Annotated in this window: 6 protein-coding genes; 3 read left to right on the top strand and 3 right to left on the bottom strand. The window is 63.6% G+C overall.

Translation table 11 applies throughout. The features are described from left to right. Window positions 1-952: 952 nt before the first annotated feature. From NZM16_RS09195 to NZM16_RS09205, 3 genes are all read left to right on the top strand, one after another. Entirely contained in the window at window positions 953-2,323 is a 1,371-nt protein-coding gene (locus NZM16_RS09195) for a CpXC domain-containing protein (RefSeq protein ID WP_295480062.1), read from the top strand. Window positions 2,324-2,340: 17 nt separating this feature from the next. Next, window positions 2,341-3,099, top strand: a complete 759-nt coding sequence (locus NZM16_RS09200; RefSeq protein WP_295451074.1) for a dihydroorotate dehydrogenase electron transfer subunit — start codon at window positions 2,341-2,343, stop codon at window positions 3,097-3,099. A gap of 98 nt (window positions 3,100-3,197) precedes the next feature. Then, complete coding sequence (locus NZM16_RS09205) at window positions 3,198-3,722, top strand: NUDIX hydrolase (RefSeq protein WP_295451072.1); 525 nt, start codon at window positions 3,198-3,200, stop codon at window positions 3,720-3,722. A 292-nt stretch (window positions 3,723-4,014) separates the two neighbouring features. Here the strand turns inward: NZM16_RS09205 and NZM16_RS09210 are convergent, their stop codons facing one another. From NZM16_RS09210 to NZM16_RS09220, 3 genes are all read right to left on the bottom strand, one after another. Then, window positions 4,015-5,184 carry a peptidase MA family metallohydrolase gene (locus tag NZM16_RS09210; RefSeq protein ID WP_295451070.1) on the bottom strand — a complete coding sequence of 390 codons (1,170 nt, stop codon included), beginning with the start codon at window positions 5,182-5,184 and terminating at the stop codon, window positions 4,015-4,017. A 225-nt stretch (window positions 5,185-5,409) separates the two neighbouring features. Then, window positions 5,410-6,321 (bottom strand): AEC family transporter, encoded by a 912-nt coding sequence (locus NZM16_RS09215; protein ID WP_295451068.1) that lies wholly within the window; start codon window positions 6,319-6,321, stop codon window positions 5,410-5,412. A gap of 18 nt (window positions 6,322-6,339) precedes the next feature. Next, the gene (locus tag NZM16_RS09220; RefSeq protein WP_295451066.1) at window positions 6,340-7,422 is read right to left on the bottom strand and encodes a HEAT repeat domain-containing protein; all 1,083 of its coding nucleotides are present in this window, start codon (window positions 7,420-7,422) and stop codon (window positions 6,340-6,342) included. Window positions 7,423-7,693: the final 271 nt, after the last annotated feature.

The raw sequence follows: 7,693 nt of genomic DNA on the forward strand, positions 1-7,693 counted from the left end.
GAAAAATCTTGCGGGGATGGGGCCGGGGCCAAAGACCCTCCCGTCCCCACTCCCGAAAACCCTCGCCTCGTAGACGAAGCGCCAGGGTGAGGCCTACTGCTTTTAATTTGGGGGTTTTCGGGGGCGGTGCGGGGGGCCCAAGGCCCCCCGCACCGCCCCCGAAAACCCCCAAATTAAAAGCAGTAGGCTTCACCCTGGCGCTTCGTCTACGAGGCGAGGGTTTTCGGGAGTGGGGACGGGAGGGTCTTTGGCCCCGGCCCCATCCCCGCAAGATTTTTCTCTCCTCGGAGTCACCCCCCAGGGGGGGCACGGCGGGCTTGCTCTCTCATGAGTTGGGCCGCTCGCTCCCTCCAGGGGCTTTGGGGACAGAGCCAGGCCACCCGGCTTCGCTCCCAGAGAGGTCTCTTACCCTGTGGGCAGCTTCGAAGCTCCCCTATGGGTTTGCGGGTTTTGAGCTGAGCTGCCGCCAAAGGCGGCGCCCCAGCTCGAAAATTCCTCCTCCCCAAGGCCTCTGGGGAGAGACATGGCCGGCTTCCCTTCCGAAAGCGCTTGGATCGACTCGCCGCCGGAAGCGGTCCGCAGGGAAGGCCGGGATGGAAACTGTCAGGCCGTTTCGGGATCGCTGCGGCCTTCCGCTCTCGCCCGGAGAGCAGGTTGCGCTAAAATTAACGCAAGTTGCCAGGGTGCAAACCTGAGGACGGGAACAGCGGGATGGGCGGCAAGTCCGGGCGCAAAGAGATCTTTTATCTCCTCTCCCTGTGGCCCTTTGGCCACGAGGAGAGGGAGCAAGGGGAGGTGGGCCATCCTCCCTCGCCCTACAGACCCTGACTGCGCAGCTCCTGGATCCCGATAGAGAGCTTTTTGGGAGCTGGGCCAGGGCCGAAGGCCCCGGCCCAGCTCCCAAGGCCTTACGCGCTGTTGGTCGTATGATCCCATGGTGAGGAGGAATCGCATGCCATTTCCACCCGCTTCCATGGTTGTTCGTTGTCCCTTCTGTGGCCAACCCGTTCAGGTTCAGGTCCGCCAGATCATCGATGTCTCGGAGGAGCCTCATCTGAAACGATTGCTCTTGGCAGGGCGCTTGAATGCTTTCGTCTGCCCTCGCTGTGGCAACCGGGTGAGCTTCGCAGCGCCCTTCCTCTATCATGATCCGGAAAAGGAACTGGCCCTGGTGTTCATCCCGATCCAGGCGAACCTGAGAGAAGCAGACCGCCAGCGCATCGTCGGACAGCTCACGGATGCGATCCTGCGGCAGCTGCCCCGGGAGAAGCGTAAGGCGTATCTGCTCCAGCCCAAAGAGTTTTTCACGATCCAGAGCCTCCTGGAGGCGATCCTCCGGGCCGATGGCTACACGGATGAGGATCTGCAGGCGATGGAGGAGCGCGCGCTCCTCCTGCAGCGGATCCTGAACGCGCGGCGCATTGAAGATGCGGAAGAGCTGATCCGGGAGAACGCGGAGAAAATCGATGCGGAGTTCTTCCGCCTCTTCCATGAAGCGCTGGCGACGGTTCAGGAGGAGGGATCGGCGGAGGAGCTGGCCCGGGTCATGGCCCTTCGAGATCGCTTGCTCGAGCGGACGCCCTACGGGCAGACCATTCGCTCCCGGACGCAGATCATTGAGAAATTCACCCGTGCGCCCAGCGGCGAGACCTTGCTGGAGGCCCTTCTGGAAGCCCCGGATCCGGAGACCCGTCAGACCCTGGTGGCGCTGGGGCGTCCCTTCCTGGATTATCGGTTCTTCCAGAACCTTACCCGCCGGATTGAGGAGGCGGAGGCGGCCGGTCAGCAGGAGGAAGCCGAGCGCCTGATTGCGCTGCGCCGGGAGATTCTGGAGGCCCGGGAGGCGGTCGACCTGGAGATCCGGCGGATTTACGAGGAGCGAGCTCGCCTGATCCAGGAGCTTCTGAGCGCCCCCTCCGAACGGGAACTGCAGGAGCGCTTGGTCCGGCGCATCGCGGAAATCGACGACATTTTCTTCGATGTGCTTCAGATGAACATCGAGGCCGCGCTGAAGGCGGGCGATACCCGGCTGGCCCAGGCATTGAACCTCCTGGGGCAGATCGCGATGACGATCCTCCAGCAGATGCTCCCTCCGGAGCTTCGGCTGCTGAATGCGTTGTTGAACGCTCGCTCGGAGGAGCATCGCCGGCAGATCCTGGAACGGAATCGCCGGATGCTGACGCCGGAGTTCCAGCAGTGGTTGCATCAGATGGAGGATCGGATGCGGGAAGAGGGCCGGGCCGAGATGGCGGAGCGGATCGCCGCGATCCGCTCGCTGGCCGAGCAGGTGGCCGCCACGCCGGTGATCCTCCGCCCCTCGTGAGGTCCAGGATCCCGAGCATGGCAGAGGGGATCATCTCACGGCCGATTCGTCGTTTGTGGTGGGCAGGGGGGCATCCCCAGGCGATCCGGGTGCTCCGGGTGGTTCGGGAGAACCCGCGGGTGAGCACATTGATTCTGGACGCCCGGATGGAGGCCCAGCCCGGTCAGTTCCTGATGGCGTGGCTGCCCGGCTACGAGGAAAAGCCCTTCAGTCTGGCGGAGGCAGATCCGGTGACCTTGACTGTGGCCCGAGTGGGCCCGTTCTCGGCCGCCCTGCATGCCCTGCAACCTGGCGACCGATTGTGGATCCGGGGCCCTTTAGGCCGGGGGTTTACCCTCGAGGGTCAGCGGATCCTCCTGGTGGGTGGAGGCTATGGGGTGGCTCCGCTGGCCTTCCTGGCCCGCCAGGCCATCGCGCGGGGGATGGCGGTGACCGCTCTGACCGCCGCCCGGCGCGCCGAAGATGTGCTCTATGCCGATCGTTTTCAAGCGTTGGGGGCGTCGGTGGTGGTGGCGACCGAGGATGGCTCCGCTGGGGAACGAGGGCGGGCTCCCGAGGTGGCGGCTCGTCTGTTGGGCTCGGACTCCTATGATGCCCTCTACGGGTGTGGGCCTGAGGGGATGCTGGAAGGGCTCCGAGCGCTGGCGGCCGCCTTCGGCATCCCGGCGCAGCTCAGTTATGAAGCTTATATGCGATGTGGGATCGGATTGTGCGGCTCATGTGAGCGGGAGGGCATCGTGTTATGCCTGGAGGGTCCTGTGTTGCGATTCGGGTAACCCTCCTTAGAGATTCAAAGAATTAAAAACTGGAAGCTCGCCCAGAGGGGCGATGGCTCCTCCCCCGAAAACCCCCAAATCCAGAGATATCACTGGGAATGGGTTCAGAGCCTTTTATCTTCTGTCCTCGTTGTGGAGCTCACCTGACGCAGCGTTTCCTCTTCGGCCGGGAGCGCCCCGTCTGTCCGGCCTGTGGATACGTTGTCTTCTACGATCCGAAGGTCGCGGTGGGGGTGCTGGTAGAACACGAAGGGAAGGTCCTGTTGGTGCGGCGGCGTTACGAGCCGGGGAAGGGGGGATGGGCGCTTCCTGCCGGATTTGTGGAGATCGATGAGGGGCCGGTCGCCGCGGCGATCCGGGAATGTCGCGAGGAGACCGGATTCATCATTCGCATTTGCGGCGTGCTGGATGTCTTCGCCGTTTCCGTGGATCCCCGGGGCCCTGCGGTTTTGATTGTATATCGAGGGATCCCGATCGGCGGTTCCCTTCAACCAGGGGATGATGCGCTGGAGGCCGGTTTCTTTCCCCCCGACGGCTTGCCCTCGCCGCTGGTCTTCGCCAGCACACGCCGCGCCCTCTGGCGATGGCGATGCGAGAGGGGGTTCGTGGAAAGGCGGTTTTAAGAACCGGATGCTCGATCATCGTGACCGGCCCTTGGGATACGGGGAGGGAGAGGAAGAATACGCCAGGGGCATCTTCCGAGCTCTCCCGCCGGTTTTGGGGCTGGGGCCTGGCCTGCCTCCCTCCCGAAGGCGCTCGGATCGGACTCGCCTCTCCGCAGGGGCTTTTGGGGGCTGGGAAGACCGCCAGAGGTGGCCTTCTCCGCCCCAAAATCTTTTCCCCATGGCTCGAAGGTCCACGGGATAGGAGGGGGTCCTTCCAACCCGTGGGAGAGATCCCGGGTAGCGGCCTGGGTCAGGGGGATTGGATCCTGGCTTCGGAGCGCTGGCTGAACGCGAGGAGAGCGGGACCCAGGCTGAGCAGGAGGAACAGGAGAAGCCATGGCCCCAAGCTCTCCATCACAAACCGCCAGGGCGGTTGGGGTTGAAAGGCGGCTTCCGCCTCGTCCTCCAGGCGGGCCAGAGAGCGTCCCAGGACCCGGCGCACGCCGTTCTCACAGGAGACGCCCTCCGCGTAAGCCTCCAGCAACCGCCGGAGGCCTCCGGTCCCCTCTCGATCCTGGATATAGCGAACGACCGCCCAGGAAAGCGCATAAGCCTGAGGGGCTCGCAAGGGATCCGAAGGGAAGTCCCCACACAGGCTGGCCAGCGAGACGCCTTCCAGTCGCGGTTCCTGGAGGGCGCGCAGCAGGGCCGGATCGGGCCAGCCTTCGTTCAGCAAGGCCCAACCCTCGTCCAGCCACGCGGGCAATGGCTGCCCCCCTGCTACATCTTCCAGGATCACATGGGTGAGCTCATGGGGGATCAGGCGGCGGAGGGTTTCCAGACCGGCTCCATCCGCGGAGGCGATCAGAATGACCGCTCGCCAGCGGGGGCGAACCTCTCCACCGATCTCCAGCCCGGCCAGGCGAAACGCCGCCCGGGCCAGCTCTCGATCGGCATACCAGAACAACTCGATGGGCTCCGTCGTTCGATAACCCAGAGGCCCCCCAATTCGATCCAGGCTTTGACGGGCCAGCTCCAGCGCCGAACGGGCCAGCCCGGGATCCCCGGCGTGCCAGTAAAGTCGGAGAGGGCCCGCGGAGATCGTGCGCCAGGCCACTCGATTGTCCAGATACCGCACGGTCCGCCGCTCGGTCGACCACCAGTTCCCATCTCGATCCTGGACTTCCCACCAGAACGTGAGAGGCGCGAAGGGCGGCAGAGGATCCCGACGCAGATCCCGTTCGTGAAGGATTTGAGATGGGGTCTGGGATCCCAGAACTATCCGCACGCGTTGAGGGAGCTCCATGTCGGGGAGGGTGTAGTAGAGAATCGCTTCAACGATGGGAAAGGGGCTTTCGGGCTCTAAGATAAAACGCATCCGCTGGCCGAAGGTGTAATCGAGCTCCACCCGGGCTGGAAGCGGGGTCTGAGCTTCGAGAGCGGGAGAGAGCGGCAGAAGCCCCAGAAGCCCCAGCGCCATCCATCCGGGCGATCTGGGGGCGAGAAGCCTGAACTTTTTGAGAAAGGCAGGGATTTTTGCGATCATCCGATCGGTTTCCATCTCCGGGAGAATTGCTTCTCCCCTCCTGGCAACCCCTTCGGGCTGCGGGGGAAATCGTAAGGGTGAGACATGCCCCACTCTAAAAATCCCTGGACGGGGGAAATCCATGATAGGAGTTACGCCGCTGGCTTCCTCGAGTTGTGTTTATCCCCGCAACCAGGCGATCCACAGGCTGAGGGTGAGGGGGCTTAACAGAGTAGAAAGGAAGATAATCCCCGCGATGGTGCGAGGGTAGACACCGAATTCGACCGCCATCACCACGCTGGAGATAGCGGCGGGCATCGCGCTTTCCAGCAATCCAGCCTGTCGGGCCGGTCCTTCCAGCCCCCAGACATGGGCAAGGGGGATGGCCACCAGCGGAATGACCGCCAGACGCAGGAAAGTTCCCAGACCCATTAGGAGCCATCGGTTCTCCAGTTGGATATGGGCCAACTCCAGGCCGAGCACCATCAGGAGGACCGGGATAGCACCCCGGCTGAGCAGGGAGATCCCAGCTTCAACGGGCTCCGGAGGCGCCCATCCGCTGAGGCGCACCAGGGCGGCCAGCAAAGCGGCATAGAAGCTGGGCAGGATCAGCATGGATCTCCACCCGGTCCGGCTGCCGGTGTGCACCGCCATCAGCACGCCGAGGGTGTTCAGAAGGATGTTGTTGGTCATGAAATAAAGCACGGCCCGGGCGAGGGCGGCTTCGCCGAAGGCTCGCTGGACCACGCCCAGCCCATAGCTTCCTGCGTTGACGAACATCGCCGTCAGCATCAAGGCTGTCCGTTCCGATGCGGAGAGCCCCAGGGCCAGGCTGAGGAGAAGCCCGAGGCCGCCGGCGATCAGAGGGATGGAGATCGAAAATCCCAGAAAGCGCACCAGCTCCTCCCCGGTGATATCCGAACGGGCGAGGGAAATGTATACCAGGGAGGGATTGAGAATGTAAAAAGAAACGCGCGCCAGGGGGTGCGGGGGGATGTTCAACCAGCGCCCCGCCAGCCAGCCCGCCGCGATCGCCAGGAGGACCGGCGTGAGGTCATGAAAAAGGATCTCGGGGACGAGGCGAAGGATCACTCGGGAATGCTCCTGAGATCAGCGCCGGCGGCGCCGCCTGCGATCTCGATCTTCTTCATCCTCTTGGTCTTCCTCTTCTTCTTCCTCCAGCTCTTCGAATCCCAGCCTCTCCTTCTCCCACCATGTCAGCCAGTCTTCCGCTTCCTCCTCCTCGGCCTCTAGATCCATCTCCAGGAGAGGCATGAAGGTCTCTGCGCCCTCCAGCAGCTCCAGCTCCTCCAGCGCCTCATCCGCCAGCGCGGCCAGATCCTCATCCTCCCCCTGGGCGATTGCCGTCAGGATCTCGCGGGCCCGTGGGCCTCCGATTTCCCCCAGCGCCCAGATCGCCGCCTCCTGGATTTCCGCATCCCCTTCCTCGATCAATCGCTCCAGGATGGGAACGGCCTCCCGGATCCCGATCTCGCCGGCGGCAACCACCGCCTCATATCGCACAGCCGGGCTGGGGCTGCGCAACGCTTCCATGACATAGGGCGCCCAATGGGTCTCGCCGGTCCGACCCATGGCAAAGAGGGCGCTGACCCGCATCCGCTCATCCGGATCCGCGTAAGCCCGTTCGATCATCCGCGGGAGATCCGGTTCCAGGGTGTTCCCCAGCGCTTCCAGCGCCCGCCGCCGCACCTCCAGAGGCTCGGCAGGGTCATAGAAGGCCTGGCGCAGCGCATCGATGGCCGGTCGCACGGCCGAGAGGGGGATTTGTTCCATAATGCAGGCGTTATAGAAATAACGTCCCAGGCCGATGGCCGCACGGGCGCGGACCTCCATGGCGGGATCCTTCTCGAAAAGTTCGAAGAACCGGCGCATCAGTTGAAGATCCTGATCCTCATACCATAGTCCATCAATGGCCATTGCCCGCACTTCGGGATCCGGATCGCTCAGGGCCATGCGGAAGACGCGACCGAAGTCCACCTCCATATTTTCTTCGCTGATGTCCACCAGATGGCTGATGATCGCTCGACGCCGCGCCGTCGATAGCGTGAGCCAGACCTGAGCGACCTGGATCAATTCCTCATCGCTCAGATCAGAAAGCCAGTGCAGGCGAGGGATCGAGAGCGGGGTCGTTTCATCCTTCAAGTGAGCCAGCAGGGTTTCCACCGACGGCATCTGGAGCCTCCTTATCCATTCATACCAGGAATCAACCTCCAATTCCAGGCCGCTTCCTGTTTCCTGCATTCATTTTAGCGCAGCTTGTCCCCCATCCCTTTGGTGGGGGTGGGGGACCCGAGAGAAGAGAGACGCCATGGGCCACTTTAGGCGTCGATTCGAATCCCAGCGCCTTTGGGAGGGAAGGGAGCCAGGCCCCTCCCCCCTTTCTCCTCCCTCCCCAAGGCCCCACGGGCCCTGGGGAGGGGGGAGAAAAAATCTTCTTGGGGCT

Origin of the sequence: Thermoflexus sp., from assembly GCF_025055495.1 — a bacterium.
Lineage (GTDB): Bacteria > Chloroflexota > Anaerolineae > Thermoflexales > Thermoflexaceae > Thermoflexus.

Excerpts from the sequence above, each read along its gene's own strand:
- NZM16_RS09220 (WP_295451066.1), bottom strand. The coding sequence starts at position 7,422 with ATGCCGTCGGTGGAAACCCTGCTGGCTCACTTGAAGGATGAAACGACC.
- NZM16_RS09205 (WP_295451072.1), top strand. The coding sequence starts at position 3,198 with ATGGGTTCAGAGCCTTTTATCTTCTGTCCTCGTTGTGGAGCTCACCTG.
- NZM16_RS09200 (WP_295451074.1), top strand. The coding sequence starts at position 2,341 with ATGGCAGAGGGGATCATCTCACGGCCGATTCGTCGTTTGTGGTGGGCA.
- NZM16_RS09210 (WP_295451070.1), bottom strand. The coding sequence starts at position 5,184 with ATGGCGCTGGGGCTTCTGGGGCTTCTGCCGCTCTCTCCCGCTCTCGAA.
- NZM16_RS09195 (WP_295480062.1), top strand. The coding sequence starts at position 953 with ATGCCATTTCCACCCGCTTCCATGGTTGTTCGTTGTCCCTTCTGTGGC.